The organism is Geodermatophilus bullaregiensis (assembly GCF_016907675.1).
GTDB lineage: Bacteria > Actinomycetota > Actinomycetes > Mycobacteriales > Geodermatophilaceae > Geodermatophilus > Geodermatophilus bullaregiensis.
Genome location: NZ_JAFBCJ010000001.1, coordinates 4360539 through 4387142 on the forward strand (window position 1 = coordinate 4360539; position 26604 = coordinate 4387142).

Sequence of the window (26604 nt, forward strand, 5' to 3'; positions counted from 1 at the left end):
GGGCCGGGGCGTCGTCCGAGGATCGCGTCAGACGATGCGACGGGCGCCCTGGTACTGCGGCATGGAGTCCAGGGCGACCACGGCCACCGGCTTGCCGGCGGTCGAGGCGTGGACCATCTGGCCGTTGCCGATGTACATGCCCACGTGCGAGACCGGGCTGTAGAAGAACACCAGGTCACCCGGCTGGAGGTCGGCCTTCGCCACCGGGGTGCCGAACGTCGACTGGGCCTTCGAGGTGCGCGGGATCGAGACGCCGGCCGCCTTGTAGGCGAAGCTGGTCAGCCCCGAGCAGTCGAACCGGTCGGGACCGGTCGCGCCGTAGAGGTACATGTCACCGCGCTGGGCGAGCGCGGTGTCGACGGCCGTCTGGGCCGCGCCGTTGGGAGCGGCGACCGGCGCGGCCGTCACGGCCCCACCACCGCCGCCACCCACGGCAGCCGAGGCCGGGAGGGGTGAGAGGACGATGCCGGCTCCGGCGATGGCCGCGACGGCGATGCCGCGGAACGAGCGACGAGCGGTGGACGTGCGGGTAGTCGTCATCGACGACGGTTCTCCTGTTCTCCACGATCGCCTACCGGGTTAGCTGACGGGTTCGGACGGAGGAGTCGCCCGGCGCGACGAGTCGCGCTCCACCCCAGTGCTGCGGTGGGTCCCCGGCCCGGGAGACCGGCTGGGTGCCGGCATCCGGTTCGGCGCATCCGGCGGGTGTCACACGGGGAGTGACGAAGGGCCCTGGCCGGACCGCGACGACGGTAGGTAGGGGTCCCTGAGCGCTCAACCGCTCCGGTCGGCCGCCACGCCCGATCCGGGTCCGCGCACTTGACTCCCGCCCCGGATCCGACACGCCGCGCTGACCAGCGCGGACACCCGAACTCCTCGACACGCGGGAGCCGGCCGCCCGGCGCGGACACGCCGCGCCGGGCCAGAAAGGACGCGGCGGTGCGTCCGAACGCGCAGTCAGCGGCCCACCACCGACACGGCACGGAGGACGTCGGGATCGCCACGGTTGCGGCGCGCGTTCACGGGGCACGAGGACAGGAATCGACACGAGGAGGCAACCCCATGGGGATGTTGAGGAAGCTCGTCGCTTCGGGCGTCGCCGCCAAGGTGGTGCAGGAGCTGCAGAAGCCGCAGAACCAGGCCAAGATCAAGAAGTTCATCCGCGACTACCAGGCCAAGAACAAGAGGGGCGGCGGCACGGCCGGTCGCTACTGACCGCACCGCGCACCTGTCTCGCGACCCCCGCCCCGGACCGCCGGGACGGGGGTCGCGTCGCGCCGGGACCGGGGACGCAGCAGCGTGCACCCGGAGCCGCTCGCCGCGCCGCTCCCGGCGTCGACCAGGGCACGAGCGCGCCGCCGTGCTCGCCGCCGCGTTTGCGCTGCTCCAGGGCACCCGCCAGCCTGACGCCGGGCCCGCCGCAGAGTCGCGGCGGACCGACCGAGGAGGCGCCATGAGCAGGGACATCGACGGCAGCCGGATCGACGCCGTACTGGCCGACGCGGTGGAGCGGGGAGCGGTGCCGCACGTCGCCGCCATCGCCGCCGACCGCGACGGCGTCCTCTACGAGGGCGGCGCGGGGGTGCGCGTCGCGGGGGAGTCCGACGACCCGGTCACCACGAGCACCCAGTTCCGGATCATGTCGATGACCAAGATGGTCTGCACGGCGGCCGCGCTGCAGCAGGTGGAGCGCGGCGAGCTGGACCTCGACGCCCCGGTCGAGCAGTACCGCCCCGAGTTCGCCGACGTCCGGGTCCTCGAGGGCTTCGACGGCGACACGCCCCGGCTGGTCGAGCCGGCCCGCAAGGCGACCGTCCACCAGCTGGTCACCCACACCACGGGACTGGGCTACTGGTTCTGGAACGCCGAGCTGCTGCGGTACGAGACGGCGACCGGGGTCCCCAACGTCGTCCCCGGGTCGGCGCGCGCGTTCGAGGCGCCGATGGTCGCCCACCCCGGCACCCGGTACGTCTACGGCATCAACACCGACTGGCTCGGCAGGGTGGTCGAGGCGGTGGCCGGCACGACCCTCGACGAGGTGATCGCCACCGGCATCACCGGCCCGCTCGGGATGACCGACACGATGTTCCGGCTCGACGAGGAGCGGAAGGCCCACTGCGTCGCCATCCACACCCGCGGCCAGGACGGCGGGTGGACCGCGGTCGACGAGATCCTCAACCAGGAGCCCGACTGGTGGGCCGGCGGGCACGGCCTCTACTCGACACCGCGCGACTACACCCGCTTCGCGCGCGCCCTGCTCCGCGGAGGCGAGCTCGACGGCGAGCGCATCCTCTCGGCGGAGACGGTCGACCGGGCGTTCACCAACCAGATCGGCGACCTCGACTTCCCCGCCGAGATCCTCACCGCGGACCCGCCGATCACCGACAGCCTCCGGGCCGGCCCCGGCCACACGTGGGGCTACGGGCTGCTCCTCAACACCGAGGACCAGCCGGGCCGCCGCCGGGCCGGCACCGGTTCCTGGGCGGGGCTGTTCAACACGCACTTCTTCGTCGACCGCACCACCGGCGTCTGCGCCTCGATCTACACCAACTCCCTGCCCTTCATCGAGCAGGACGGCGCGTGGCGGGTCTACGGCGAGTTCGAGGAGGCTCTGTACGCCGCGCTCTGACCCACTCTGCGGCCGCTCGTGCTCTGCCCCGCCGGTCGGCGCAGAGCACGAGCACCCGCGTCAACGTTGTGGCGCGCAGGCCGATGTGGACGCCACCTGCTCGATGATTCATGTGCTCATCCATCTGGCTCGACGATCAGGAGTTGACTCACCGAGGGAGCGACGTTGAGCACCATGGCATCTTCTGTCCGGAGTCCTGCCTTTGCTGCCTTCAGTCTCACCTCTGCGGAAGCGTCCGAGTTGCGCTCGTTCTCGGTGAGTGGGAGGTATCGACCATCGACACCGCGTCGGGGGATCGGACGTTGTGCCCACCATTCCAACGCGATGTCTGCTTCGTCTGCTTTGAGACGCAGCCATGGGCGGATGTCCCTCAGTGCCCGCACGCCAGACAGAGAGCTTGCTTGCCAGTTCCAGGCCGTGCGCCTGTAGCTCCTGTTCATCTCAGACAGGGAGCCGCCCCAGCGCGCCTGGCACTCTCTGAGTAGCAGAGTGCTCTTCGCCGTGATGTTCTGCGTCAACTGCACCCGTAGCGTCCGACCGCCTTTCCCGTTCCTGTAGACCCCAACCGATCCCTCGCCGTCGAAGAAGCCAGCGAAGTAGAGTAGGAATGGATCCACGTCAGTCGCCTTTCACGTTGACCATCTGCCTGAGGGTGTGTCGCACCTCGACTAGATCAGAAGCGTCTGACATCACTTGACCTATGGGTTTGTAGGCATCGGGGTGCTCGTCGAGGAAGGCGTCCGAGCGGCCCCAGGCGATGCCCCTCATGCGCCGGTCGAGGTCGGCGCGGCTGAACATCCGCCGGGCGGCGCCCCGCGAGTGGTTGCGGCCGGCGCCGTGCGGCGCCGACATCAGCGCCTCGGCGTTGCCCTTCCCGACGACGACGTAGGACGCCGCGCCCATCGACCCGGGGATCAGCCCCCACTGGCCGGTCCGCGCGGAGATCGCGCCCTTGCGGGACAGCCACACCTCGGTGCCGTGGTGGGTCTCCCGCTCGGTGTAGTTGTGGTGGCACTGCACCACCTGCACCCGCCGGACCTCCTCGGTCAGGAACCGGGACACCTGCTCGGCGAGGCGGTCCATCATCTCCTCGCGGTTGAGCGCGGCGAACCGCTGCGCCCAGTGCAGCGCCTCGACGTAGGCGTCGAACTCCGGCTCGCCCTCCTCCAGGTAGGCGAGGTCGCGGTCGGGGACGTCGACGCCCCTCGCCCGCGTGCGCTCCTGCGCCACCCGGATGTGCTTCGACGCCAGCTTGTTGCCCACACCGCGGGAGCCCGAGTGCAGGAACAGCCACACCCGGTCGGCCTCGTCGAGGGAGACCTCGATGAAGTGGTTGCCCGACCCGAGCGAGCCCAGCTGCAGCGGCCAGTCGGGGACGACGCCGTCGGCCTGGGCCGCCCCGGGCAGGCCCCGCAGCTCCTCGACGCGCGGCGTGGCCGTCTCCCGCACCTTCCTGTTGTTGCGGCCGGCCGACAGCGGGATCGCCCGCGAGATCTGCTCGTGCAGCGTCGCCAGGTTGCGGCCGCGGACGTCGTCACCGGTGAACTGGGTGCGCACGGCCGTCATCCCGCAGCCGATGTCGACCCCCACCGCCGCCGGGATGATCGCGCCGTCGGTCGGGATGACCGAGCCGACGGTCGCGCCCAGGCCCAGGTGCGCGTCGGGCATGAGGGCCACGTGCGGGTGGATGAACGGCATCGAGGCGGTGCGCTCGGCCTGCACCCGCGTGGTCGGCTCGAGGATCGACGCCCAGCTGAGCAGCCGATCGCTGATCCTCTCCATGGTCCACCCCTCCGGTCGCGGATCGGGCCTGCCGCGGGCGCAGGGCCGGGGCGGTCGACGCCGCTGCGTCGCCCGGTGCACTCGCGACTACCCGGGGACGGCGGGCCCAGGCCGGGCTCCGGCGTGCCGTTTCCGTTCCGCGGGCACCGGGCAGGCGGGACGGCGGACCAGCGCGAACCCGACAGTGAGGAACCACGACCATGCAGGTCGGACTGAAGCTCGCCACCGAGGCCTTCCCCCCGAACGAGGTCGTACGGCAGACCGTCCGCGCCGAGGAGGCCGGCTTCGACTTCGTCGAGCTGAGCGACCACTACCACCCGTGGCTCGACGTCCAGGGGCACAGCGCCTTCACCTGGTCGGTGCTTGGCGCGATGGCCGCCCGGACCGAGCGGATCGGTCTGGCCACCGGCGTCACCTGCCCGATGATCCGGTACCACCCGGCGGTCATCGCCCAGGCCGCGGCGACCGTGCAGATCCTGTCGGACAACCGGTTCACCCTCGGCGTCGGCTCGGGCGAGCGGCTCAACGAGCACGTCGTCGGTCAGGGCTGGCCGGCCGTGCACGTCCGGCACCAGATGCTCACCGAGGCACTGGAGATCATCAAGCTGCTCTGGCAGGGCGGCTACCAGACCTACGAGGGCAAGCACCTGCAGCTCGAGGACGCCCGCGTCTTCGACCTGCCCGACCAGCTGCCGGTCATCGCCGTCGCCAGCGGCGGGCACAACGCCTCCACGCTGGCCGCCGAGCACGGCGACGGGCTGTTCGCCACCGAACCCCGTGCCGACCTCGTCGAGGCCTACCGCGACGCCGGCGGGAAGGGTCCGCGCTACGCCGAGGTGCCGATGGCGTGGGCGGCCGACGAGGACACCGCCGCGCGGACCGCCCTGGAGACCAGCCGCTGGGCGGTCACCGGCTGGAAGGTCATGAGCGAGCTGCCCAACCCGGTCAACTTCGACGCCGCCAGCGCGACGGTGACCCTCGAGGACGTCAAGCAGCAGTTCTCCTGCGGCCCAGACGCCGACAAGCACCTCGCGCAGGTGCAGCCCTACGTCGACGCCGGCTTCGACCACATCGTGCTGCAGAACGCCGGTCCCGACCCCGACGGCTTCATCGACGCCTGCGCGAGCGGGCTGATCGAGCGGGTGCGCGCGCTCACGCCGTCGTCCTGACCGCGGCCGGGCACGCCGGCCGACAGGCGTGCCCGGCACCGCCCCGGGGTAGCCGTCGTCCGTGAGCGATTCGACGAGCGGCCAGGTCAGCAGGGTCGGGGCGACGGCCGTCCGGGCCGGGGAGATGGGCCAGCGCCACCTGGCCGCGGGTTCCCGGGTCGCGATGCGCCTGTGGGCCGCGGAAGAGCCGGGCGAGGGCAAACCCGAGGCGACCCGCGACTACGAGACCGTGGGCTACGTGATCACCGGCCGGGCCCGGCTGCGTGCGGGGGACCGGACGCTGGAGCTGGGCCCGGGTGACTCCTGGGTGGTGCCGGCCGGCGTGGGCCACACCTACGAGATCGTCGAGACCTTCACCGCGGTGGAGGCGACGTCACCACCGGCGCAGGAGGGCGGCCGGGACGCGCCACCCTCCTGAGCGACCTCGGCTCAGCGGCGGTCGAGCAGCCGCAGCTGGGGACGGCTGGACAGCCGCTTCTCCAGGCCCACCAAGTGCCGGCCGTCGGGATCCTGGCGGAAGTCGAGCCGGTCGACCAGCGCCTGCATGAGCCGGATGCCCGCGCCGCCCTCGACCGGAGGCCGGTCGGCGACCTCCCCGGGGTCGAAGCCGCTGCCGTCGTCGACCACGGTGATCCGGCAGACGTCGTCGCGGATGTCCACCGACACCTCGTACTCGGCGTGCTCGCCGGCGTGCTCGACGACGTTCGCGCAGGCCTCGGTGAGCGCCAGCGTGGTCTCCTCGACGACGGCCCGCTCGATCCGCAGGTGCTCCAGCGCCTGCCGGCACAGCCCGCGGACGAAGGGCACGCTGTCGACGTCGACGGGCAACCGTACGGTGAACGCGATCTCCACGCCGAGCTTCTCCCCATGCGGTCGGGCTACGCTCCCCGGGTCCGTCCACCGCACCGAGGGAGCCCGATCGTGCAGTTCGCCGTCGACCGCACAGCGGTGCACGGACGGCCGGCGCTGAGCGTACGCGGTGAGCTCGACATCGCCACGGTCCCGCAGCTGGCCGAGTGCGTCGAGGCCGAGCTGGCCACGTCGCCGCGCGCCCTGGTGGTCGACCTGACCGAGACGACGTTCCTGGACTCCTCCGGCGCCCGGCAGCTCGTGCGCACCGCCCGCCGGGCGGCCGAGGCCGGCGCGGCCCTGCAGGTGGTCTGCCCCCGGCGCAACACCCCGGTGCGCCTGGTCATCGACCTGCTCGAGCTCGACCGGCTGGTGCCGGTGGTGGAGCAGGCGGGCCGCGCCGACGGGGAGGTCGGGTCGTAGGGGCGCGCCGGTGACGACGCCCGAGCCGCCACGGCCCGCCCTCGACACGACGGCGCCGGCGCCCGCGGCACCGTCCTCCCCGGGCGCCCCGTTCCGCAACGCCGACGCCCTCGCCCGCTGCGCCGACGAGCCGATCGCCGTCCCCGGCGCCGTCCAGCCGCACGGCGCCCTGCTGGCGGTCACCGAGCCCGACCTGGCCGTGGTCGTCGCCTCGGCCAACGCCGCCGACGTCCTCGGCGCCGACGTCACCGGCGCGACGCTGGCCGACCTGCTGACCACCGCCGAGCTCGACCGGCTGCGCGAGGCGCTGGCCGGCGACGTCGCCGGGGCCGAGCCGCTGCGGGTGGCACCCGGCGGCCGCGCGACCGACCTCGTGCTCTCCCGCAGCGGCGGCCTGCTGGTCACGGAGTGGGAGCCGGTCGCCGGTGCGGGGCAGGCCGGCGCCGCCTGGCACCGCCGGCTGCCCACGGTGCTGCAGCGGCTGTCGGCACCGACGACGCTCGAGGGGCTGACCGGCGTCCTGGCCCGCGAGGTGCGCGCGCTCACCGGCTTCGACCGGGTGATGGTCTACCGCTTCGACGCCGGGTGGAACGGCGAGGTGGTGGCCGAGGACCGGCGCGCGGACCTCGAGCCCTTCCTCGGCCTGCACTACCCGGCCAGCGACATCCCCGCCCAGGCGCGCGCGCTCTACGCCACCAACTGGCTGCGGCTGATCCCCGATGCCACCTACTCGCCGGTGCCGCTGGAGCCGGCGCTGGTGCCGGGGACCGGGAGGCCGCTGGACCTGTCGGGCGCGGTGCTGCGCAGCGTCTCCCCGGTGCACCTGGAGTACCTGGCCAACATGGGCGTCACCGCCTCGATGTCGGTCTCGCTGGTCGACCGCGGCCGGCTGTGGGGCCTCGTCGCCTGCCACTCCTACAGCGGCCCGCACCGGCCCTCCTCCGCCGACCGCACCGCCGCGGAGTTCCTCGGCCGCACCGCCTCGCTGCTGCTGCACACCACCGTCGAGGCCGGCGAGCGCGACGCGGCGGTCGCGGTGGCCCAGCGCGAGGCCGAGCTGGCCGCCGCGGTCGGCCGCACCCCGCGCACGCCCGCGACCGCGCTGGTCGACGGCGCGGCCACCGTGCTCGACCTGCTGCCCGCCGCCGGTGCCGCGGTGCGCCTCGGCGGGCGGCTGCGCCTGCTCGGGCGGACGCCGCCGGCCGACCGGGTCGCCGCCGTCGTCCCCGCGGTGCTGCGCGCCGGTGGGGCCACCGACCGGCTGACCCGCGACCTGCCCGGCTTCGACGACGTCGCCGACGACGCCAGCGGGGTGCTCGCCGTCGAGGTCGGCGGCGGGCGGGGCGACTTCCTCGCCTGGTTCCGGCCCGAGACGCCGCGCGAGGTCACCTGGGGCGGGGACCCGTACGCCTCGAAGCTCACCGAGGACGCCGGCGGCCTGCGGCTGAGCCCGCGCCGGTCGTTCGCCCGCTGGACCGAGACCGTGCGCGGCACCGCCCGCCCGTGGCGCGAGCACGAGCTGGCCGCCGCTCGCGCGCTGGCCGGCCACGTCGGCGAGGCCGTGCTGGCCCGCGCCGGTGAGGACGACCGGCTCTCGGCGGCGCTGCAGCGCACGCTGCTGCTCGAGGAGCTGCCGAAGGTGCCCGGCGTCGCCCTCGGCGCGCGGTACCGGCCCAGCGCGGAGGACGTCGTCGGCGGCGACTGGTACGACCTGGTGCCGCTGCCGTCCGGGCGGCTGGCCGTGGTGCTCGGCGACGTCGCCGGGCACGGGCTGTCGGCGGCGGCGGTGACCGCCCAGCTGCGGCACGCGCTGCGCGCCTCGCTGCTGCGCGACGAGGGCCCGGCCGCCGCGCTGACCGCGCTCAACCAGCTGGTGGCCGCGCTGCTGCCCGGCGAGATGGCCACCGCCGTCGTCGTCCAGCTCGACCCGGCCACCGGGGAGCTGACGCTGGCCAGCGCCGGGCACCTGCCGGCCGTGCACACCGGCGACGGCGGCAGCCGGCTGGTCACCGACGGCCGCGGCCCGGCGATGGGTCTGCTCGACGCCGCCGACTACCCGCAGACCGCGCTGCGCCTGGACGCCGGCGACCGGCTGCTGCTCTACAGCGACGGCCTGGTCGAGCGCCGCGGGCAGGACCTCGTCGAGCGGCTGGAGGTGCTGCGCACCGCGGTGGCCACCGTCTCCGGGTCGCCGCAGGAGGTCGCCGACGGCGTGGTCGCCGCGCTCGACCCGCCCGGCACCGACGACGTCACCGTGGTGGCGCTCGCACGCCTCTGACGCCTACCCGGCGCCGCCGCGGACGAGGTAGCGGTAGGCCGGGGAGTCGGGGTCGAGGTGCTGGATGCGCAGCGGGCTGGCCTGCGTGCGGGCCAGCAGGCCCGGCAGGCTCGCGGCGCTGCCCAGCTCGATGCCGGTGAGCGCGGCGCCGGTCTCGCGGTTGTCCCGCTTGACGTACTCGAACAGCACGATGTCGTCCTCCGGGCCGAGGACGTCGTCGAGGAAGCGGCGCAGCGCCCCGGGCTCCTGCGGGAACTCGACGAGGAAGTAGTGCTTGAGGCCCTGGTGCACCAGGGACCGCTCGATGACCTCGGCGTACCGGCTGACGTCGTTGTTGCCGCCCGAGAGCAGGCAGACGACGGTCTGCCCGGGCTGCACGCGCACGACCCCGCCGGTCAGCGCGGCGGCGGCCAGCGCCCCGGCGGGCTCGGCGATGACCCCGTCGACCTGGTACAGCTCGAGCATCTCGGTGCAGACCTGCCCCTCGGGCACGGCGACCAGCTCGGCGCCGGAGTCGCGCACCAGCGGGTAGGTGACCGCGCCGGCGCGGCGGACGGCGGCACCGTCGACGAAGGTGTCCATGGCCGGCAGCTCCACCGGGTGCCCGGCCGCCAGCGCCGCGGCCATGCTCGCCGCCCCGGCCGGTTCCACCCCGACCAGCCGGGTCCCCGGGCTGGCCTGCCGCAGCCACGTGCCGCACCCGGCGAGCAGCCCGCCGCCGCCGAGCGGGAGGACGACGACGTCGGGCGCGCGGCCGAGCTGCTCGACCACCTCGACGGCGACGGTCGCCTGCCCGACCACCACCGGCCAGGCGTCGAAGGCGGGCACCAGGGTGGCGCCGGTGTCGCGGGCGCGGGCGGCCGCGGCGCTCGCGGCGTCGTCGTAGGTGTCGCCGGTGACCACCAGCTCGACCATGTCGCCGCCGAGGGCCCGGATGCGGGCGCGCTTCTGCCGCGGCGTCGTCCCGGGCACGACGACCGCGCCGTGCACGCCGAGGGCCCGGCAGGCGTGGGCCACGCCCTGCCCGTGGTTGCCGGCGCTGGCGCACACGACGCCGGCCGCCCGGCGGGTGCTGTCGAGCCGGCTGATCGTGTTGTAGGCGCCGCGCACCTTGTAGGACCGGCCGACCTGCAGGTCCTCGCGCTTGAGCCAGACGTCGGCGCCGGTGAGCGCGGAGAGCCGCTCGTTGCGCTGCAGGGGCGTCCGCTCGGCGATGCCCGCGAGCCGGCCGACGGCGTCGCGCACGTCGGCGGGGAAGCGGTCGAGATCGGGCGTCACGGTGGCGGTCACGGCGTCCATCCTCCCGTCGCCGGCGGGCCGGGCCGCGGACCGCCCCGGGAGGCGTCCGGCGGGACGTCGTGCTCTGCCCACACTGCGGGGCAGAGCACGACCCTCCGCCGGGGAGGTGGTCGGCTCCGGGGATCAGTCCGTCACGACGCCGTCCTCGCGGACAGTCAGCCGGCCGGCGGCGGTGAGGCCGTCGAGGACGGTGGTGAGCCGAGGGGTGAGCGACGGGGTGCGGCGGCGGTGGCCGAAGACCTCCGCGGTGCGCAGGAACAGCTGCTCCCGGGACAGCCCGCCGTCGGCGGCGCGGCACAGCGCGACCATCGCGTTGCCGACCTCCTCGGGCGCGACGTGCTCCAGCGGGCGGGCCGTGCTGGTGGCCTGGCGGCGGAAGGCGGTCCAGCCCGCGCGGTCCAGCGCCTCGGGCCAGACGTGCTCACCGGCGAGGGTCTCCGGCGGCAGCAGGGCCAGCAGCGCGTCGCGGCGGGCCTCGCCGACCCGCGACAGCCCGAACGCGCCGGCCGCGAGCCGGGTCAGCCGGTCGCGGTGCACCGGGCCCTCGGCCCTGACCCCGGCGAGCAGCACCCGGCGCACCAGGCGGGCGGTGCGCGGGTCGGCGAGCTGGTCGAGCGCCTTGCGGTCGCCGGCGGGCCTGGGCGTCCACGGGCGGAAGGGCAGCTCGCCGTCGAGCCGGGACTCGGCGGTGCGGCCGGTGGGCGCCGGGCGGGCACCGCGCGCCGGGGCGGGCTCGGGCTCGACCGGCGTGGGCACCACGCTCAGCGTCACCGGGGTGGGTGCCGGCGCCTCGTCCTCGGCGGCCGGCAGCTCGGCGAGCGCAGCGGACGCCACCGCCCGCAGGGCCCGCGGCGCGGCCGGGGCAGCGGGCGCGGGGGAGTCGTCCCCGACCTCCGGCACGCGGGCCGGCACCGGCGTCGGGGCGGCGGCCACCGGAGCGGGGGAGGCCTGCGCAGGGGAGACCGCGGACACCGCGGCGACCAGCCGGTCGAGCACCGCCTCGCGGTCGCGCAGCCAGGACGGCAGCCACACCCGCTCCACCGCCGGCCAGCCGAGCCGCCCGCCGAGCACCTCGACCGGCAGCCCGTCGCGGTCGCCGACGGTGCCCCGCCGCGCCCACTCGGGACCGTCGAGCAGCACGGCCACCAGCGGGGTGTCCGGCGCGGCGGGCGAGGCCACCGACAGGTCGATCCGGAAGTCGGAGAGCCCGACGTCGGTGCGCACCACGAGGCCGCGCGAGCGCAGCGCCGCGGCGACGTCCTCGCGGTGCCGGTCGGGGACGCCCGGCCGCCGGGCCTCGCGGGGCAGCGCGTCGGTGCCGAGCGCGGCCAGGTCGAGCCAGGCCCGCAGGTGCTTGATGCCCACCGACGAGGTCTGCTCGGCCCGCAGCGCCGACGGGTCGAACGAGGAGAAGACGACGACCTGCCGCCGCGCGCGGGTGATCGCCACGTTGAGCCGGCGCTCGCCGCCGACCCGGTTCAGCGGGCCGAAGGTGAGCGGGAGCACGCCGCGGTCGTCGGGGCTGAACGCGGTGGACAGCAGCACGACGTCGCGCTCGTCGCCCTGCACGTCCTCCAGGTTCTTGACGAACAGGCCCTCGCCGTCGGTGCGGTCCAGCGCCGCGACCAGCCGCTCGTCGCCGGCGTCGCGCAGCAGCGACTCGACGTAGGCGCGCTGCTGGGCGTTGAAGGTGACCACGCCGATCGAGGGGACGGCGTCCGTCGAGGCGGCGAAGCGGCGGCGCACCTCGGCGACGACGGCCTTGGCCTCCATCGGGTTGGTGCGCAGCAGCCGCCCGGCGCCCGCGCGGTGGAACGTGCCGTCGACCCGCACCAGCGTGATGCCGCGCCCGCCGACGTCGGCCGAGGGCCGCCCGTGCGCAGGCGCCGGGAACGACGCCAGCCGGTTGCCGTAGTAGTGCGCGTTGCTGAAGGCGATCAGCGACTCGTCCTGGCTGCGGTAGTGCCACGACAGCCAGTGCCGCGGCACCCGCGCCTGCACGCACGCCGACAGGAGCGACTCGTCGTCCTCTCCCGCGGTGCCCGGCAGGTCGGCCAGGTCGTCGTCGGTGGAGGCGGCCGGCCCGGCGGACGACGTCGGCGGCAGCTGCCGGCTGTCCCCCACGACGACCGCGGCGCGGGCCCGGCCCAGCGCCCCCACCGCGTCGGCGACCCGGATCTGCGAGGCCTCGTCGAACACGACCAGGTCGAACTGGCCGGCCCGCGCGGGGAGGAACCGTGCCACCGAGTCGGGGCCGGCCAGCACGCAGGGCAGCACCGCCGTGACCAGGTCGCCGTACTGCGCCAGCAGCGCGCGCACGTCCGGGCCGCGGTCCGACCGGGTCAGCTCCTGCTGCAGCGCGCCGAGCCGGTCGCCGTCGAGACGCCGGGCGGCCAGCACCGACGCGGGCAGCGCCGCGGTCAGGTGGCGGCGGACCGCGCGCGACGCGGTGGCGAAGCGGGCGACCGCCTTGTCGTGGGCCTCCTCGTCGAAGGTCTCCAGGCCGGTGGCCGCGCGCCGCTCGGCGGCCGACGCGGCGGCCAGGCCCGCCTCGAACGCGCGGGTGGCGTCCTCGGCGGGCAGCCGGCCGTCGAGCAGCGCGGCGCGGGCCTCGGTGAGCCCGGCGGCGCGCAGCGGCTCGAGGGTGTCGAGGAACTCCGCCCACCGGCGCAGCGAGATCAGGCCGGGGTGGTCGAGGCCGCGCTCGGGGCGGGTCATCGCCCAGCGCAGCACCACGCCGTCGCTCCCGCACCAGTCGGCCAGCTCCGCGGGGGTGCTGCCGCACACGCGCAGCAGCGCGGTCAGGCCGTTGCGCAGCCGGACCACCGCCGCGGCGGCGGCCGCGTCCGGCCCCGGCCCGGCGACGACGTAGCGGCGCAGCGCGACGGCGAAGGTCCGCGCGCTGTCGACGACGGCGCCGGCCCGCTGCAGCCAGGCGACCTGCCCGTCGAGCAGCGTGGGCTCGGCCAGCGGGTTCCAGCCGGCCGGCACCGACAGGCCCGGGACCACCGCGGCCCGCGCGACCAGGCCGGCGGCCGCGGTCTGCACCCGCCACAGCGCGGCGGTGAGCTCCGGGACGTCGCGCAGCCGCACCTTCCCGCCCGGCCGCAGCACCGGCGCGAGCCGGTCGCGCACCGCCTGCAGCCCCTGCCGGCGGGGCCACCAGCGAGCGGCCTGCGCGGTCTGCGCGGCCACGTAGAGGTCGGCCAGCGGCAGGCCCAGCGCGTCGGGGGTGGCCAGCTCCAGGCCCGGGTGGACGGCGGCGGCGAAGGCGGCCAGGTCGTCGAGCACGGTCGCCGTCGCCGTCTCCCACCGCTCGGTGGGCACCTCGTCGAGGACCGCGAGGCCCACGTCCGGACCGGCCAGCAGGTGGGCCAGCGCGGTGAGGTCCTTGGGCGTGCGGACCTCGCGCAGCGCCCGCGCCAGGTGCTCCTCGGCCGGGAGTGCGCGGATGGCGTCGTCGACCTCGGCGGCGGCGCGGTGCGCGGCCGGGAGGTCCACCCGCGCGGTGTCGACGAAGGCCCACGGGTGCCGCGGCGAGGGCCGGACCAGGTCGGCGACGTCGGGCAGCAGGGCCAGGGACCGCCGCACCGCGGTGAGCGTCGCGGGCGGGGCGGTGGCCGCGAACGCCGGCGGCAGCGGCATCTGCGGCACGTCGACGCCGACCGCCAGCTGCGCGGTCCGCGCCGAGTAGCAGGACAGCCCGGCGGCGTTGGGCGCGTGCAGCCGGTCGGCGTAGCGGGCCAGCGTGCGGCGGGCCGCGCGCAGGTCCTCGCCGTCGGCGGCCAGGCCCTGCTCGTCGACGGCGACCACGGCGTCCAGCGCGGCGCGGACGCGGGCGCGCACCTCGGCCGCGCGGGCACCGCGGCCGTGCAGGTCGAGGGTGAACGGACCCATGCCGACCGCCTCGAGCCGCCGGGCGACGACCTCGAGCGCGGCCCGCTTCTCGGCGACGAAGAGCACGCGCTTGCCCTCGGCGACCGCGCGGGTGAGCAGGTTGGCGATCGTCTGCGACTTGCCGGTGCCGGGCGGGCCCTCGACGACGACGGTGCGCCCGGCGACGCCGTCCGCGACGGCGCGCAGCTGCGAGGCGTCGGCCGGCAGCGGGCACGCGGCGGCCAGCTCGTCGAGGTCGGGGGTCGCGGCGGCGGCCGGCACGGGGTCGGCGAAGGGCTCGGTCGGGGCGTGCACGAGGTGGGACACCAGCGGGCTGGTCGCCAGCTCGCCCCAGTGCTCGTCGAGGTCGCGCCACAGCCGGTACCGGGCGAACTGCAGGACGGCGAGGTCGGCGGTCGCCTCGACCCGGAAGGGCAGCCCGGCGTCGGCCAGCGCCTGGCGGACGGCGGTCAGCGCGCCGTCGACGTCGACACCGTCCCCCTCGAGCGGCCGGTCCAGCCCGGGGACGGTCAGGCCGTGCACCCGGCGCAGCTTCTCCAGCAGGCACCAGTTGGGGCCGGCGCTGCCCGTCTCGTCGACGGTGAGCCGGTAGCCGGCGCGGCCGGCGGGGGAGAGGACCACCGGCAGCAGCACCAGCGGTGAGCGCAGCGGCCGCCCGTCGAGCTCCCAGGCCAGGCTGCCGAGGGCGACGTGGAGGCCGTTGGCGCCGGTCTCCTCGAGGACCGTCCTCGCGCGGTGCGCCAGGGCGCGCAGCCGGGGCAGGTACCCGCCCTCGCTGACGTCGACGTGCACCGCCCGCTGCTCGTGCAGCAGGTCGCCGAGCCGGCCGACCGGCAGCTCGCGGGCGGAGTGCAGGCCCTGGTCGGTGTGCACCGCGGCGAGCCGGTCGGCCGGCAGCAGGGCGACCGCCGTCCCGCTCGTGAGCAGGTCGGTCAGCGTGGCGAGGTAGGCGCCGGGGAGGGTCAGCGGCAGACCGGCGCCCTCGGGGTGGTCGACCAGCCGGTTGCGCAGGCCGAGGTCGAGCAGGCTGTTCTTCCACTGCTGCACCCGCGGCGGCACGCCCGGGCGGCTGCCGGGGGCCGGGGCGGCGTGCCGGCCGGTGGGCCGGGCGGCGGGGTCGGCGTCGGCCGGGCGGTACTCGGCCACGTGCTCCGCGCCGTCGGCGCCCCGGGTGCGGGCCGGCAGCGGCAGGATGCCGTCGCGGCGGGCCCGGGCGACGTCGGTGACGCCCAGCACCCGGTCCAGCGGGCCGGTCAGCCAGGCGTCGTACGCGGCGCGGTGCAGCTGCTCGGGGTCGGGCTCGCCGGCGGCGTCCCCGGTGAGCAGCGTCGTCTCCACCAGGCGCACCAGGCCGAGGTCGACCAGGTCCACCAGCGGGGCGACGTCGGTGGTGGCGGCGCTCTCCGCGCTGCGCTCCTCGCGCCAGTAGCCGAGGAACGCGTGCGCCCCGCCCACCCCTCCGCCGGGGCCCTCGGCGAGCCACACCAGCGGGCGGACACCGGCCGCCTCCAGCGCCGCGGCCATCGCCACGACGGTGTCCAGGCAGGTGCCGGTCCGGCCGTCGAGCACGTCGCCGGGGGTGCGCACCGGGTGCCCGCGGTCGGCCCAGCCGGCCGGCGCCTCGCCCGGCGCGATGCCACGGGCGCGCACCGCGGCGGCGACCGCGGCGACGATCTGGTCGACCCGCTCGGGTCCGGCGGAGGAGCCCTGCACGGAGGCGTCGTCGGTGCGCTCGTCGAGCAGCGCGGCCGCCTCGGCGAGCAGGGCGTCGACCGCCGGGTGCTGCGGCAGGACGTGCGCGGCGAGCATCTCCAGTGCCAGCGGCAGCGGGGTGGCCGACCACTGGCCGGCGGCGAGCACCTGCACGGGGACGGCGGTGCCGCCGACGTCGACGCCGCCGGCGGTCACGTCGATCTCGACGGAGCCGGGCCGCGGCCGGTCGATCTGCAGCACGGCGGCGGGGTCGACCACCAGGCCGAGGTCGCTGAGCACCGTCGTCCGGCCGGCCTCGAGGTCGACGGTGAGCTCGACGGGACGGCCGATCGGGCCCTCGGTGTCACGCACAGCCAGCCGCACGGTGGCCCCCGGCAGCGGTCCGCCGTGGGTGGTGAGCGCCAGCCGGGACACCACCGGCACGCGGTTGTGCGCCAGCGCGGAGGACAGCACCGGCGTGCTCGTCGCCGAGATCGCCACGGCCACCCGGGTGCCGCCGTCGTGCGGATGCGGCCGGGTGCCCGTGGTGCCCATGGCGTCCTGTCTACCGGTCCGGACGGAACGGTCCGGTCACCGCCGGACGAGTCTGGGACGGGTGTGACGGACGGGGAGAAGCGATGCCGGATCGGCGCCGGGGCGCTCCACCACGGCCCCTGACGGAGCGCCTCCCGGCCGAGATGGCGCGATCTCGCCGCCCGAACGGGCTGCGGACGTCCGAGATCGCGCGATCTCGACACCGGGGGACCCTGGGACGCGGCGCCGCCTCGGCCAGGATGGGGGCGTGCCGAGGACCAGTGCAGGGGTGCTGCTGTACCGGCGGGAGCCCGACGGCACCGTCGCGGTGCTGCTCGGCCACATGGGCGGACCCTTCTGGGCGAGGAAGGACGAGGGCGCCTGGTCGATCCCCAAGGGCGAGTACGCCGACGGCGAGGACCCCCTCGCGGTGGCCCACCGCGAGTTCGAGGAGGAGCTGGGCAGTCCCGTGCCGGCCGCCGAGCTGGTCCCGCTCGGGGAGCTGCGGGCCGGCGGCAAGGTGCTCACGGTGTGGGCCGCCGAGGGCGACCTGGACGCCACCGCGATCCGCAGCAACACCTTCCCGCTCGAGTGGCCGCCCCGGTCCGGGCGGGTGCAGGAGTTCCCCGAGGTCGACCGCGCCGCCTGGTTCGGCGTCGACGAGGCGCGCGCCAGGCTGGTGAAGGGCCAGGTCGCCTACCTGCAGCGCCTGCTCGACCTGCTCGCCGGCTGACGGCGGCGGCGACGGACGGGGGCGCGGGGATCCGGTCGGGGGAACGGGCGTAGGTCGAACGGATGACATCTCGTCGCACGGGCGCGGCGGCGCTGCCGGCCGGCGCCGCGCGCTGCCACCCTCGGCGCCTCCCCGTCCCCGGAGGTCCCCGTGAGCACCGACCACCGCTGCACCGCCGAACCCGGCCGTCCCTGCCCGTGCACCGCCGACCGCCGTCCGGTCGCGACGGCGGTCGTCCGGCTGCGGCCGCGCTGGAGGCCCGCGCCGTCCGCCCCGCCGTCGCCCCGCTGAGCGCACGCCGGCCCGCGCAGGTGACGGATCGCCGACGACTCGTCCCACCCGTCACACGACCGGTGATCCCGCCGGCGGCAGGTGTCACAGTCCTGCTCCCGAGTCGTGACCGACTCCCGAGCGAGGAGATCCCCGTGCCCTGTCCCACCTGCGCCGCCGAGACGCACCCCGGCCCGGTCTGCTCCCGCTGCGCCGCGCTGGCGCAGCTCACCCAGCCGGTGCTGCGGCTGGAGACCCGCCGCCGGCCGGTCGTTCCGCCGGCGACGCCGCGGCGGTAGCGGGATCGCCGGGTCGGCCTGCCGACGGGTCGACCCGGCGTGATCGACCTCACTGCTAGCAATACGCTTGCTGGAGTTAGCGGCCGTGGGGTGCGGGGCATGAACCAGTCGTCAGGTCATTCCCCCGATCGTTGGAGTACCCCCAGTCATGACCGACAACACCAAGATCGTCAACCAGCTCCGCGCGCTCGTCCTCCTCAGCCAGACCGAGGAGCAGGTCGCCCGCACCCGCGTGTCGCAGGCCCGCACGGACGCCGTCCGCCGTGAGCTGACCCAGAACGCCGACAACGCCGCGGACCGCACCCGCGCCATCACCGAGCAGCTGCGCGCCCTCGGCGGCGTGCCGGACGTCGTCACCCCGGCCATCGGCCGGCTGTCGGCCGTCCTCAAGGCCACCGTCGAGCAGGCCGAGCCGCTCGAGGAGGCCCTGCTGCAGGACCTGCAGCTCGAGCACCAGCTCCACGACCGCGCCACCTACGTCAAGGTGCTGGCCGAGAAGAACGAGCTGCCCCGCGTCCGCGCCCTGGCCGAGCGGCTGATCACGGCGCACAAGGCCACCATCGAGTGGCTGACCGTCGTCCTGGCCGAGGAGGCCCTGGGTGGCCCCGCCGCCCTGGTCCCGACCCCGTTCCAGCAGGTCGCCGGCACCGCCGTCCGCGCGGCCAACCTGCCCTACCGCTTCGTCGCCAACCGCGTGAACGAGGCCCTCGACACCGCCCAGCAGCGTCGTGAGGCCGCCGGGAACCGGATCGGCGAGGTGGCCGACAAGGCCAGCAACTTCTCCGACGCCGTGCGCGAGACGCTCACCGTCGGCCGCAGCGCCTCGCTGCGCCGGGCGGAGCGGATCGCCCGCCGCGAGGGCAACCGCGAGGCCGCCGACACGGCCCGGGCCGCCCGCGAGGAGCTCGGTGACGTCTCCGCCGACGAGCTGCCCATCAAGGGCTTCGACTCGCTGTCGACGTCGGACGCCGCCAAGGCCGTCAAGGCGCTGCGCAAGCCGCACGACATCCGCGTGATCATCCGGTACGAGGAGACCCACAAGAACCGGTCGAGCGTCGTCAGCGCCGCCCAGGTCGCCCTCGCCGAGGTCGCCAAGGAGGCCGTGGGCGTCGACAGCTGACGCTCCGCCACTCTCCGGAGGGCCCGCACCCGTCTCGGGTGCGGGCCTTCCGTCGTCCGGGGAGATCTCCGTCGCACCGGGTCCGCAGCCGCTTGCCCTGGGGCATCGTGGAGGGCATGAGCATCACGCCCGAGGCCCTCGAGCAGGAGTTCTCGCTGCAGACGGCCGCCACCCGCCTGGACTTCCTCAGCCGGCGGGACTCCGGGGCCACGACCCTGAACACCGTCTCCGACGACGGCGACGACTGGAGCACCCTGCTCGACGGCGGCACGTCCCTCGACGTCCCCGAGTCGCTGGAGCTGCTGGCGCTCGGCGAGGTCATCGCCCGCAAGGCCCACGACAGCCAGCTCGTCGGCTTCCGCGCCGCACTGCGCGGCGGAGCGAGCTGGGAGCAGATCGCCGCCGCGCTCGACGTCACCCCGGCCGAGGCTTGGACGGCGTTCCACGCGGCCATCGAGCGGCAGGAGCGCGCGGCCGCGCTGGCGCCCGACGAGGCGGCCTCCGCGCGCGAGCTGGCCGGGGCCCGCCCCGGCGCCTGAGGAAGGACCCCGCTGCCCCCCACCACTCGCAAGCTCGCGGCGGGACCCTGCAGCGGGGCCGCCGCTGCCCCCCACCACTCGCAAGCTCGCGGCGGGACCCTGCAGCGGGGCCTCACCGCACCTCGACGCCGCGCCAGAAGGCCACGCGGTCGGTGATCTGCTTCGCGGCCTCCTTGGGCTCGGGGTAGTAGAAGGCCGCGTCGGGGTTGGTCTGCCCGTCGACCTCGAGGGTCAGGTAGGACGCGGTGCCCTTCCAGGGGCAGACGGTGTGCGTGGACGACGGGCGCAGCACGTCCTCGCGCACCGACGAGCGCGGGAAGTAGGCGTTGCCCTCGACGGTGACGATGTCGTCGGACTCGGCGATGACGGTCCCGTTCCAGGTGGCGGTGGTCATGCCCGGATCGTCCTCCGCCGGCCGCCTCGCCGGCACCCCTCGGCGGCCTCCCAGGCGTGAGACCGGGTCGGCTGGGCATGTGTCCCGAGAGAGGGCGCGGCGCGAGCCGCCCCCGGCCGGCACCGCGCCGGCCGCCGTCGACGACGTCGCACCGATGACGAGGAGCGCAGCCGTGTCCCAGGCCGACCCCACACCCGACCCGAACGACCCGCGCCGCGGGATGCGGCCGAGGCCCAAGCGCGGCCGGGCGCTGCTCCTCGCCACCTTCTTCGGCCTGATCGTCCTCGTCTTCCTGTTCATCACCCTGGTCGGCCAGTGCGGCATGAGCGCCCAGGACGAGGCCCTGTGGGATCCGCAGGGCACCGCCGTGGTGGTCGACGACCCGGCTCCGCCGTCGACCGCCGTCCGACCGGCGGCGACAGGTCGGTAACGCCTCTGCGCGTCGCCGGGGGCGGCCGTGTCCCCGTGTCACGCTCCCCGCCGGTGACCGGCGCCCCCCTGGCGCCGGCCGGAGACCAGGAGCACGACATGACCCACCCGGGACAGCCCGGCACCCCGCCGCTGCCGACCGGAGGCCCGCGGTCCGGGCCGCAGGTGCCGCCGGCCCGGCCCGGGGCGCAGTCCTCCGGCGGGCAGCGGCCCGGCACGGAGCTGTTCGGGAGCCCGCAGCCGGGTGCGCCGGCCGGCGGCTGGGGCCACCCCGGCCCCGGCACGGTCGCGGGGCAGCATCCCGCGCCGGGCTCGGGCCCCGCGCCGGACCAGGGGTTCCCGCCGGGCCAAGGCTCCCCGCCCGGTCCGGGCACGCCGCTCCCGTCCGCCCCGGCCGTCAGGAACGGGAAGGCGCGCCTGGGCGGTGCCATCGGTGCGGTCGTCGTCGCCGGCGGTGTCGCGGCCGTCGCCTTCGGCGGCCTCGGCGACCCCGAGGTCGGCCACTGCGTGCAGCCGGTCGGGATCTCCTTCGAGACCGTGGCCTGCGACGACCCGGAGGCCGAGCTCCGCATCGTCGGCGTCGTCGACGCGGAGATGAGCGAGGCCGAGTTCGACGCCGACCCGGACCCGTGCGCCGACTTCCCCTCCGCGGTCAGCGCACTGTGGCAGCAGGAGGCCGCCGGGACCGACGGCACCGTCTACTGCGCCGAGGCCATCTGACCCGCACCGCGGCAGCGAGCGTCCCGCCGGCGGTGCCCGGCGGGGCGCTCGCGCGTCCGGCTCAGCGTTCGAGCAGCGCGAAGGTCGCCACCGCGTGCGCGACCGCCTTGCCGTCCTGCTCGACGTCGGCCTCGCAGATCGTCAGGTGCTCGCCGCGGGTGCGCACCCGCCCGCGCACCTCCAGCGGCCCCGGCCTGCCCGGGCGCAGGTAGGTGACCGTGAGCTGGCTGGTCGCGGGCACCTCGCCGTCCCCGGTGGTGGTGCGGACCGCCTGACCCATCACGGTGTCCACCAGCGTCGCGACGACGCCGCCGTGCAGCGTCCCCGCGGGGTTGAGGTGCTCGTCGGCGGCCTCGAACGCCAGCGTCGCGGAGCCGTCGTCGGACTCCTGCAGGCTCGCTCCGAGCCGTTCTGCGAACCCGCCCACCGGCGCGTCGTCTGCCATGCCCGCCCGGTACCCGCAGCCGCGTCCGGGACACCCCACGGGACGCCGCCGCAGGGCTAGGGTCCGCCGCCGTGGCGGTGCGGCGGAGGACGTGGATCGGGCTGGCGGCGGTCGTGGCGGTCGCGCTGGGCGCGGTCACCCTGCTGTGGTTCCAGCCGCAGAAGCTGTTCTACGACCAGCGGGTCGACGAGGCGCTGCCGTCGGTCCCCGCGGAGGCGCCGGCGGGCGACGAGGCGCCACCGTCCACGCCCGCGGCCGGTCCGGTCGACCTGGCCACCGGCACCTTCGTCTCCCGCGAGCACGAGACGGCGGGCACCGCCCGGGTGGTGCAGCTGCCCGACGGCCAGGTGGTCGTGCGGCTCGAGGGCTTCGCGACGTCGAACGGCCCGGCGCTGTTCGTCTACCTCTCGCAGAACGCCGCCGCGGGGGAGGAGGCCGCCTTCGACGACGAGTACGTCGACCTCGGCGCGCTCAAGGGCAACGTCGGCGACCAGAACTACGCCGTCCCCGAGGACGTCGACGCCACCGGCTGGACCAGCGTCGTCATCTGGTGCGACCGCTTCGACGCCGCCTTCGGAGCCGCCGACCTCGCCGCCGCGACGGCGGCCTGAGCGCCGGTCAGGCGGGCTCGCGCCGCATCGGGACGTGCGGGATGCCGTCCTCGACGTAGCCCGGGCCGCTGCGGACGAAGCCGAACCGCCCGTACCAGCCCTCCAGGTGCGACTGCGCGCCCATGGTGATCGGGACGCCGACGCACAGCTCGATGCCGGCCTCGATCAGGCGGGCGGCCAGGCCGCGTCCGCGGGCGGCCGCCGCGGTGGCGACCCGGCCGATCGCGCGCGTGCCGCCGTCGTCGAGGACGCGGATGGTGGCCAGCACCTGCCCGTCCTCCTCGAACCACAGGTGCACCGTGGCCGGCTCGGTGTCGCGCCCGTCGAGCTCGGGATAGGGGCACTCCTGCTCGACGACGAAGACGTCGACCCGCAGCCGGCAGAGGGCGTAGACCTCGAACGGGGTCAGCTCGGCGAAGCGGGCGGTACGCAGCACGGGGGCGGTCACGGGGCGTTTGTAGCCGATGCCGCGGAGCGCACCGACCGGGGGACGGCGCCGTCTGTTTAGGTGTGCCTACCCTGGGCTGCCACCCCAGGCTCCCGACGTCTGCTGGAGGTCCTCGTGACCACGCCCGCGCGGGCGACCGCCGCCGCCCTCTCCGCCCTCGCCCTCGCCGGGGGGCTGACCGCCTGCGGCGACGCCGGGGCCGCCGACGCCGAGACGCTCACCGTCTACAGCGCCCAGCACGAGAGCCTGGTGCGCACGATGGTCGACGGCTTCACCGAGGAGACCGGCATCGAGCTGGAGTTCCGCGACGGCAACGACGCGGAGCTGGCCAACCAGATCGTGCAGGAGGGCGACGCCAGCCCGGCCGACGTCTTCCTGACCGAGAACAGCCCCTCGATCGACGTCCTCGACCGGGAGGGCCTGCTCGCGCCGCTGGACGCCGCGACGCTGGAGCAGGTCGGCGAGCAGTTCCGGCCCTCGTCGGGCACGTGGACCGGCTTCGCGGCCCGCTCCACCGTGCTGGTCTACAACCCCGCGCAGCTGCCGGAGGCGGAGCTGCCCGCCTCGATCACCGACCTCGCCGACCCCGCCTGGGAGGGCCGCGTCGGCATCGCCGCCGGCGGCGCGGACTTCCAGGCGATCGTGGCCGCCGTCCTCGCGCTGCGGGGCGAGGACGCCACCCGCGCCTGGCTCGAGGGCCTCGAGCGCAACGCGAACGTCTACCAGAGCAACACCGCGGTGATGGTCGCCGCCGACGAGGGCGAGATCGACGCCGGCGTCATGTACCACTACTACTGGTACCGCGACCAGGCCGAGAACGGCCTCAAGGGCGACGACGCCGCCCTGCACCTGTTCGGCAACGGCGACCCCGGCGCCTTCCTCAGCGTCTCCGGCGCCGGCGTGCTCGCCTCCTCCGACCAGCAGGAGGCCGCCCAGCGGCTGGTCGCCTGGCTGACCGCCCCGGAGGCCCAGCAGCGCCTCGCCGGGAGCACGGCCCTGGAGTACGCCGTCGGCACCGGCGTCGCGTCGGCCGAGGTGCTGCCCCCGCTGGACACCATCGGCGCCCCCGCCGTCGACCCCGGCTCGCTCGACCAGGACGGCGTCACCGCGCTGATGCAGGAGGTGGGTCTGCTCTGAGCGCCCCTCCGCTCCCGGGCCCCGGGACGCCGGTCCTCGCGGCGCCCCGGGGCCGGCGCGCGCCCGGGGGGCTGCACCGCTCCCCGGTGACGGCGCTGCTGGCCGCCGCGGTGGCGGCGCTGGCACTGGTCCCGCTCGGCTACATCGTCACCGCGACGGTGGACGTCGGCTGGAGCGGCGTCGCCGAGCTGGTGTTCCGCCCGCGGGTGGCCGACCTGCTGTGGAACACCACCCGCCTGGTGGCCGGCACCGTCGCCGTCTGCCTGGTCCTCGGCGTGGGGGCGGCCTGGCTCGTGGAGCGCTCCGCCGTGCCGGGCCGCCGGGTCTGGCACGTGCTGCTGGTCGCGCCGCTGGCGGTGCCGGCGTTCGTCAACAGCTACGCCTGGATCTCGCTGCTGCCCGGGTTCGACACCTACGCCGGGGCGCTGCTGGTGGTGTCGCTGTCCTACTCCCCGTTCGTCTACCTGCCCGCCGTGGCCGCCTTCCGCGGCCTGGACCCGGCGCTGGAGGACACCGCCCGCGGGCTGGGCCTGTCGACCTGGGCGGTGTTCCGGCGGGTGCAGCTGCCGCAGCTGCGGGTGGCCGTGCTCGGCGGCGGCCTGCTGGTGGCGCTGCACGTGCTCGCCGAGTTCGGCGCGCTGGCGATGCTGCGCTACCCGACCTTCACCACGGCGGTCTACGACCAGTACCGCGCCACCTTCAACGGTCCCGGCGCCACGATGCTGGCCGGCGTCCTCGTGCTGCTGTGCCTGGTGCTGCTGCTCGCCGAGATCCGGCTGCGCGGCTCCCGCGGCTACGCGCGCACCGGCGCCGGCGCGGCCCGGCAGCTGCGCCCGGTACGGCTCGGCGCCCTCACCGTCCCGGCGCTGCTCGCCCTGGCCGCGCTGGTGGCGCTCGCGCTGGCCGTGCCGCTGGGCAGCCTCGCCCGCTGGATGGCCACCGGCACCTCGGCCGGGCTCGACGTCGCCACGCTGGCCGCCACCACGGGGACGACGCTGGCGCTGGCCGCCGCGGCCGCCGTCGCCACCACCGCGCTGGCGCTGCCCACCGGCTGGCTCGCCGTCCGCCGGCGCGGTCCGCTGGCCACCCTGATCGAGCGCTCGACCTACCTGGGCAGCGCGGTGCCGGCGATCGTCATCGCCCTGGCGCTGGTGACCGTCTCCATCCGCGCGGTGCCCGGCCTCTACCAGACCGTGCCGGTGCTGCTGGCCGCCTACGCGATCCTCTTCCTGCCGCGCGCGATCGTGACCGTGCGCGCCGCGGTCGAGCAGTCGCCGCCGCTGCACGACGACGTCGCCGCCTCCCTCGGCGCCTCGGCCCCGTCCCGGCTGTGGCGGGTCACCCTGCCGCTGCTCGCGCCCGGCATCGGCGCCGGCGCGGCGCTGGTGTTCCTCGCCGTGGTCACCGAGCTGACCGCCACCCTGCTGCTCGCCCCCACCGGCACGACGACGCTGGCGACGGCGTTCTGGTCGGCCAGCAGCGCCCTGGAGTACGGCGCCGCCGCGCCCTACGCCGTCGTCATGGTCCTGCTCTCGGCACCGGCCACGGTGCTGCTCTCCCGCGACGCCCGACGAGGTCTGACCACATGAGCGCGCTCACCGTCACCGGCGTGACCAAGTCCTACGGCCGGACCCCCGTGCTCACCGGCGTCGACCTGCACGTGCCGGCCGGCACCACCACCGCGCTGCTGGGGCCGTCGGGCTGCGGGAAGACGACGCTGCTGCGGATCGTGGCCGGCTTCGACGACCCCGACGGCGGCACGGTCGACCTGGGCGGCCGGGTGGTGGCCGGTGCGGGCCGCCCGGTGCCCGCCCGCCGGCGCGGCATCGGGTTCGTGCCGCAGGAGGGCGGCCTGTTCCCGCACCTGACCGTCGCCGGCAACGTGGCCTTCGGCCTGCCGCGCCGGCTGCGCCGCGACCGCGGCCGCGTCGTCGCGCTGCTCGCGCTGGTCGGGCTGGACGCCGCGCTGGCCGACCGCTCGCCGCACCAGCTCTCCGGCGGCCAGCAGCAGCGGGTCGCGCTGGCCCGGGCGCTGGCACCGGAGCCCTCGCTGGTGCTGCTCGACGAGCCGTTCTCCTCGCTGGACGCCTCGCTGCGGGAGGACACCCGCCGGGCGGTCGCCGACGCGCTGCGGGCCACCGGCGCGACCGCCGTCCTGGTCACCCACGACCAGGCCGAGGCGCTGTCGACCGCCGACCAGGTGGCGGTGCTGCGCGGCGGCACCCTGGCCCAGCTGGCCGACCCGCGCACGCTCTACCGCGACCCGCGCGACCTCGACGTGGCCGCGTTCGTGGGGGAGGCGGTGGTCCTCGACGGGGACGCCGTCGACGGCCGGGTGGCCTCCGAGCTGGGCGAGCTGGTGCTCGGCCGCCCGTGCCCCGACGGGCCGGTGCGGGTGCTGCTGCGGCCCGAGCAGCTGCGCCTGTCCGCCGGTCCCGGGCCGCGGGCGCGGGTGCGCGCCGTCGACTTCTACGGCCACGACGCCCGAGTCGAGCTCGAGCTGCCGTCGGGACGGCGGGTCAGCGCCCGCACCGAGGGCGGCGACCTGCCGATCACCGGCGCGGAGGTGTCCGTCGGCGTGCAGGGGACGGCGGTGCCCTTCCCGGCGCCCGCCCCGGCTCCGCGTACCGGGACCCCGACCCCGGCCTGAGGGTGCGCCACGACCAGGGGACCTGATCGTGGCGTGTCCTCCCGCACCGCAGACGGTCGGGGAGGACGCGCTGCGGTGGGGGAGGACGCATCTCTCGGGCGCGGGGCGTCCCGCGGCCGCCGCCCTCGGTGGTGTGCGGTCGTGGCGCTGTCCGCGACCGGAACGCGCCACGGGTGCACACCGCTCACCCGTGCCCGCGGGCCGCGGGGAGGCACCTGGGCGCGGGCCGGGGGTTAGGTGTGCCTAAGCTCACCGCC

At 76.1% G+C, this 26604-nt stretch carries 24 protein-coding genes and 1 riboswitch; of the genes, 16 read left to right on the forward strand and 8 right to left on the reverse strand.

The genetic code is table 11. The features are described from left to right. Nucleotides 1-27: 27 nt before the first annotated feature. Entirely contained in the window at nt 28-540 is a 513-nt protein-coding gene (locus JOD57_RS20935) for a C40 family peptidase (protein ID WP_204693781.1), read from the reverse strand. Nucleotides 541-552: 12 nt separating this feature from the next. Then, nucleotides 553-687: riboswitch (cyclic di-AMP (ydaO/yuaA leader) on the reverse strand. Between the two features lie 375 nt (nt 688-1062). On the opposite strand from JOD57_RS20935, the gene JOD57_RS20940 reads away from it, so the two are divergent. Then, nucleotides 1063-1215 (forward strand): hypothetical protein, encoded by a 153-nt coding sequence (locus JOD57_RS20940; protein ID WP_204693782.1) that lies wholly within the window; start codon nt 1063-1065, stop codon nt 1213-1215. 238 nt (nt 1216-1453) lie between these two features. Further along, complete coding sequence (locus JOD57_RS20945) at nt 1454-2629, forward strand: serine hydrolase domain-containing protein (RefSeq protein ID WP_204693783.1); 1176 nt, start codon at nt 1454-1456, stop codon at nt 2627-2629. A 618-nt stretch (nt 2630-3247) separates the two neighbouring features. Here JOD57_RS20945 and JOD57_RS20950 read toward each other — a convergent pair. Then, nucleotides 3248-4411, reverse strand: a complete 1164-nt coding sequence (locus JOD57_RS20950) for an RtcB family protein (RefSeq protein ID WP_204693784.1) — start codon at nt 4409-4411, stop codon at nt 3248-3250. A gap of 200 nt (nt 4412-4611) precedes the next feature. Between JOD57_RS20950 and JOD57_RS20955 the strand changes: the two genes are divergently transcribed. Continuing rightward, entirely contained in the window at nt 4612-5580 is a 969-nt protein-coding gene (locus tag JOD57_RS20955; protein ID WP_204693785.1) for a TIGR03557 family F420-dependent LLM class oxidoreductase, read from the forward strand. A gap of 61 nt (nt 5581-5641) precedes the next feature. After that, entirely contained in the window at nt 5642-5998 is a 357-nt protein-coding gene (locus JOD57_RS20960) for a cupin domain-containing protein (protein ID WP_307824828.1), read from the forward strand. Nucleotides 5999-6009: 11 nt separating this feature from the next. Here JOD57_RS20960 and JOD57_RS20965 read toward each other — a convergent pair whose 3' ends face one another. Then, nucleotides 6010-6432 carry an ATP-binding protein gene (locus JOD57_RS20965; protein WP_204693786.1) on the reverse strand — a complete coding sequence of 141 codons (423 nt, stop codon included), beginning with the start codon at nt 6430-6432 and terminating at the stop codon, nt 6010-6012. A gap of 69 nt (nt 6433-6501) precedes the next feature. Between JOD57_RS20965 and JOD57_RS20970 the strand changes: the two genes are divergently transcribed. Then, the gene (locus JOD57_RS20970) at nt 6502-6852 is read left to right on the forward strand and encodes an STAS domain-containing protein (RefSeq protein WP_204693787.1); all 351 of its coding nucleotides are present in this window, start codon (nt 6502-6504) and stop codon (nt 6850-6852) included. Nucleotides 6853-6862: 10 nt separating this feature from the next. Beyond that, on the forward strand, nt 6863-9130 hold the full coding sequence (locus JOD57_RS27090) for a SpoIIE family protein phosphatase (RefSeq protein WP_204693788.1): 2268 nt from the start codon (nt 6863-6865) through the stop codon (nt 9128-9130). A 3-nt stretch (nt 9131-9133) separates the two neighbouring features. On the opposite strand, the gene ilvA is transcribed toward JOD57_RS27090, so the two are convergent. Next, the gene (gene ilvA / locus JOD57_RS20980; protein WP_307824829.1) at nt 9134-10420 is read right to left on the reverse strand and encodes a threonine ammonia-lyase IlvA; all 1287 of its coding nucleotides are present in this window, start codon (nt 10418-10420) and stop codon (nt 9134-9136) included. 132 nt (nt 10421-10552) lie between these two features. After that, the gene (gene proA / locus JOD57_RS20985) at nt 10553-16573 is read right to left on the reverse strand and encodes an anti-phage protein ProA (RefSeq protein ID WP_204693790.1); all 6021 of its coding nucleotides are present in this window, start codon (nt 16571-16573) and stop codon (nt 10553-10555) included. Between the two features lie 247 nt (nt 16574-16820). On the opposite strand from proA, the gene JOD57_RS20990 reads away from it, so the two are divergent. The 4 genes from JOD57_RS20990 to JOD57_RS21005 all read left to right on the forward strand — a co-directional run bounded on the left by JOD57_RS20990 (nt 16821) and on the right by JOD57_RS21005 (nt 19513). Beyond that, nucleotides 16821-17285: an NUDIX hydrolase gene (locus JOD57_RS20990; RefSeq protein WP_204693791.1), complete on the forward strand. Its 465-nt coding sequence runs from the start codon at nt 16821-16823 to the stop codon at nt 17283-17285. Between the two features lie 425 nt (nt 17286-17710). Next, the gene (locus JOD57_RS20995; protein WP_204693792.1) at nt 17711-17854 is read left to right on the forward strand and encodes a hypothetical protein; all 144 of its coding nucleotides are present in this window, start codon (nt 17711-17713) and stop codon (nt 17852-17854) included. 148 nt (nt 17855-18002) lie between these two features. Then, the gene (locus JOD57_RS21000; RefSeq protein ID WP_204693793.1) at nt 18003-18974 is read left to right on the forward strand and encodes a ferritin-like domain-containing protein; all 972 of its coding nucleotides are present in this window, start codon (nt 18003-18005) and stop codon (nt 18972-18974) included. Between the two features lie 116 nt (nt 18975-19090). After that, nucleotides 19091-19513, forward strand: coding sequence for a hypothetical protein (locus JOD57_RS21005; protein WP_204693794.1), 423 nt, complete (start codon nt 19091-19093; stop codon nt 19511-19513). A 112-nt stretch (nt 19514-19625) separates the two neighbouring features. On the opposite strand, the gene JOD57_RS21010 is transcribed toward JOD57_RS21005, so the two are convergent. Next, nucleotides 19626-19907, reverse strand: a complete 282-nt coding sequence (locus tag JOD57_RS21010; RefSeq protein WP_204693795.1) for a DUF427 domain-containing protein — start codon at nt 19905-19907, stop codon at nt 19626-19628. 172 nt (nt 19908-20079) lie between these two features. Here JOD57_RS21010 and JOD57_RS21015 point away from each other — a divergent pair, with 172 nt between their 5' ends. Then, nucleotides 20080-20337 carry a hypothetical protein gene (locus tag JOD57_RS21015; protein WP_204693796.1) on the forward strand — a complete coding sequence of 86 codons (258 nt, stop codon included), beginning with the start codon at nt 20080-20082 and terminating at the stop codon, nt 20335-20337. A 53-nt stretch (nt 20338-20390) separates the two neighbouring features. Next, nucleotides 20391-21056, forward strand: coding sequence for an LppU/SCO3897 family protein (locus JOD57_RS21020; protein WP_204693797.1), 666 nt, complete (start codon nt 20391-20393; stop codon nt 21054-21056). A 61-nt stretch (nt 21057-21117) separates the two neighbouring features. Here the strand turns inward: JOD57_RS21020 and JOD57_RS21025 are convergent, their stop codons facing one another. Then, complete coding sequence (locus JOD57_RS21025; RefSeq protein WP_204693798.1) at nt 21118-21501, reverse strand: PaaI family thioesterase; 384 nt, start codon at nt 21499-21501, stop codon at nt 21118-21120. A gap of 71 nt (nt 21502-21572) precedes the next feature. Here JOD57_RS21025 and JOD57_RS27095 point away from each other — a divergent pair, with 71 nt between their 5' ends. Next, on the forward strand, nt 21573-22112 hold the full coding sequence (locus JOD57_RS27095) for a DM13 domain-containing protein (RefSeq protein ID WP_204693799.1): 540 nt from the start codon (nt 21573-21575) through the stop codon (nt 22110-22112). A gap of 7 nt (nt 22113-22119) precedes the next feature. Here JOD57_RS27095 and JOD57_RS21035 read toward each other — a convergent pair whose 3' ends face one another. Further along, a complete protein-coding gene (locus tag JOD57_RS21035; protein ID WP_307824830.1) occupies nt 22120-22560 on the reverse strand; it encodes a GNAT family N-acetyltransferase in 441 nt (146 codons plus the stop codon). Nucleotides 22561-22674: 114 nt separating this feature from the next. Here JOD57_RS21035 and JOD57_RS21040 point away from each other — a divergent pair, with 114 nt between their 5' ends. The 3 genes from JOD57_RS21040 to JOD57_RS21050 all read left to right on the forward strand — a co-directional run bounded on the left by JOD57_RS21040 (nt 22675) and on the right by JOD57_RS21050 (nt 26347). Continuing rightward, a complete protein-coding gene (locus JOD57_RS21040; protein WP_204693800.1) occupies nt 22675-23697 on the forward strand; it encodes an iron ABC transporter substrate-binding protein in 1023 nt (340 codons plus the stop codon). A gap of 86 nt (nt 23698-23783) precedes the next feature. After that, a complete protein-coding gene (locus JOD57_RS21045; protein WP_204693801.1) occupies nt 23784-25286 on the forward strand; it encodes an ABC transporter permease in 1503 nt (500 codons plus the stop codon). Next, nucleotides 25283-26347, forward strand: coding sequence for an ABC transporter ATP-binding protein (locus tag JOD57_RS21050; protein WP_204693802.1), 1065 nt, complete (start codon nt 25283-25285; stop codon nt 26345-26347). The genes JOD57_RS21045 and JOD57_RS21050 overlap by 4 nt, the downstream gene beginning before the upstream one ends. The last annotated feature ends 257 nt before the right edge of the window (nt 26348-26604 follow it).

Coding starts and splice junctions, on each gene's coding strand:
- JOD57_RS20950 (WP_204693784.1), bottom strand. CDS start 4,411: ATGGAGAGGATCAGCGATCGGCTGCTCAGCTGGGCGTCGATCCTCGAG.
- JOD57_RS20940 (WP_204693782.1), top strand. CDS start 1,063: ATGGGGATGTTGAGGAAGCTCGTCGCTTCGGGCGTCGCCGCCAAGGTG.
- JOD57_RS20935 (WP_204693781.1), bottom strand. CDS start 540: ATGACGACTACCCGCACGTCCACCGCTCGTCGCTCGTTCCGCGGCATC.
- JOD57_RS21005 (WP_204693794.1), top strand. CDS start 19,091: ATGAGCATCACGCCCGAGGCCCTCGAGCAGGAGTTCTCGCTGCAGACG.
- proA (WP_204693790.1), bottom strand. CDS start 16,573: ATGGGCACCACGGGCACCCGGCCGCATCCGCACGACGGCGGCACCCGG.
- JOD57_RS21025 (WP_204693798.1), bottom strand. CDS start 21,501: ATGGCAGACGACGCGCCGGTGGGCGGGTTCGCAGAACGGCTCGGAGCG.
- JOD57_RS20945 (WP_204693783.1), top strand. CDS start 1,454: ATGAGCAGGGACATCGACGGCAGCCGGATCGACGCCGTACTGGCCGAC.
- JOD57_RS21050 (WP_204693802.1), top strand. CDS start 25,283: ATGAGCGCGCTCACCGTCACCGGCGTGACCAAGTCCTACGGCCGGACC.
- JOD57_RS21000 (WP_204693793.1), top strand. CDS start 18,003: ATGACCGACAACACCAAGATCGTCAACCAGCTCCGCGCGCTCGTCCTC.
- JOD57_RS20955 (WP_204693785.1), top strand. CDS start 4,612: ATGCAGGTCGGACTGAAGCTCGCCACCGAGGCCTTCCCCCCGAACGAG.
- JOD57_RS21010 (WP_204693795.1), bottom strand. CDS start 19,907: ATGACCACCGCCACCTGGAACGGGACCGTCATCGCCGAGTCCGACGAC.